This is a genomic window from Streptomyces sp. NPDC002130, from assembly GCF_040296465.1.
Lineage (GTDB): Bacteria > Actinomycetota > Actinomycetes > Streptomycetales > Streptomycetaceae > Streptomyces.
Genome location: NZ_JBEOXI010000656.1, coordinates 1 through 1,817 on the forward strand (window position 1 = coordinate 1; position 1,817 = coordinate 1,817).

Consider the following 1,817-nt stretch of genomic DNA (forward strand, 5'->3'; position numbering starts at 1 on the left):
CCTTCGAGCTTCGGTTCGAGTGCAATCCCGGCACGGGCCAGTTCTTCGGCGCGGGCGAAAACAGCTCCGCGAGAGAGCTTCAACAAGCCGTGATACTCGCTGGGGGCGTTCTCGACAGACGTCAGAATCAGGCGCCAGCGCGTCGGGTTCTCGAGTACGGCGTCGACGAAGGCTCCGACGGTCCCGGTGTACGACGCCGCTGGGCCGAGCTCGCTCAGATCAGTCGGCATGGTTTCAAGCACCTGAGCGATGGCTCGCTCGTGCTCGCGGCGCAGGAGTGCGGCGACGAGATCGGTCCTGGTATCGAAAATCGTGTAGAGGACGGGCTTGCCGACGCCGGCTTCGGCGGCAACTGATTCCATGCTGAGGTTGTGCAGGCCAACACGGCCGGTGACCTCGAATGCTGCGTCGAGGAGCTGTTCGCGTCGTTGCTCGGGCGCCATACGAGGGGCGTATTTGCGTCGCGGTGTATCCGTTGCGTCAGCTTGTGACCTGGTCATCGTGTGCCTCACCTCCGCTCCCACCCTAATCTGCCTGCCACTTCCTCGTGAATCATACGCAACCGTTGTATTCGAGGTCTGCAATTGTTACGGTGGCGTTGTATTCGAAGAGGCGGTCAGTGAGGCGCCTCTGCCGAGATCTCTAGGAGAACAACCGCGATGACAGCGCCTACCTCTTCAGTGCCGAATGATCTGTTGCTCCATCCCTCTACATACGATCGGCCGGAATTCGACGCGACCACGCGGAGACTGCTGGGTGCGACCGTCGACTGGTTCGAGGCGCGTGGAAAGAATCGACTTCTGGCCGACTATCACGACAAGATCTTCTACTCCGACTTCCTCGACTTCGCGGCAAAGGAAGGCCTGTTCGCGACTTTCCTGACGCCCGCCCGCGACAGTAGCGGTGACTCCGACAAGCGCTGGGATACCAGCCGTATCGCCGCGTTGTCCGAGATTCTCGGTTTCTACGGACTCAACTACTGGTACCCGTGGCAGGTGACCATTCTCGGGCTCGGGCCGGTGTGGCAGAGCGACAACGAGACTGCAAGGGCGCGAGCAGCTTCCGCTTTGGCTTCCGGAGGCGTTGCAGCATTCGGATTGTCCGAGAAAGAGCATGGCGCCGACGTCTACTCCACGGACATGGTCTTGACGCCCAACGGCAGCGGCGGGTACCTGGCCAGCGGTTCGAAGTACTACATCGGAAATGGCAACTGCGCCAACACGGTCTCCGTCTTCGGTCGTGTCGACGGAGTGGAGGGTGCCGATCAGTACGTCTTCTTCTACGCCGACTCGGAGCATCCGGCATTCACCGTGGTGAAGAACATCGTTCCGGCGCAGATGTACGTAGCGGAGTTCTCACTCACCGACTATCCCGTTGCAGCAGAAGATATTCTGCATACCGGTGAGGCGGCATTCAGTGCCGCACTCAACACCGTGAACATCGGAAAATTCAATCTCTGCTTCGGCGGAATCGGTATGTCGACGCATGCCTTGTACGAGACGATCACCCACGCGCACAATCGAATCTTGTTCGGCAATCCCGTCACGGCTTTCCCGCACGTACGACGTGAATTCGTCGACGCGTACGCGCGCCTGCTGGCGATGAGGCTCTTCTCGGATCGCGCGGTGGACTACTTCCGCACCGCATCGCCCGAGGACCGCCGCTACCTCTTGTTCAACCCCGTCACCAAGATGAAGGTGACAACCGAGGCACAGAAGGTGATCGGACTGCTCTCCGACATCGCTGCCTGATCTGGGGCACCCTGCTGGCCGCCATGCGCGTCGGCCCGGTGCCGCTGATGCGCGGTTTCGGGACCG

The 1,817-nt window shown here is 60.9% G+C and carries 1 protein-coding gene and 2 pseudogenes; 2 read left to right on the top strand and 1 reads right to left on the bottom strand.

The genetic code is table 11. From position 1 onward, the window contains the following. Positions 1-443: TetR/AcrR family transcriptional regulator (locus ABT116_RS44105; protein WP_351646479.1), on the bottom strand; the 443-nt coding region annotated here is incomplete at its 3' end. A gap of 237 nt (positions 444-680) precedes the next feature. On the opposite strand from ABT116_RS44105, the pseudogene ABT116_RS44110 reads away from it, so the two are divergent. Both ABT116_RS44110 and ABT116_RS44115 read left to right on the top strand, forming a co-directional pair. Continuing rightward, positions 681-1,748, top strand: a pseudogene (locus ABT116_RS44110) (acyl-CoA dehydrogenase family protein); the annotation flags it as partial. Continuing rightward, positions 1,748-1,817, top strand: a pseudogene (locus ABT116_RS44115) (amino acid ABC transporter permease); the annotation flags it as partial. The pseudogenes ABT116_RS44110 and ABT116_RS44115, both read left to right, overlap by 1 nt.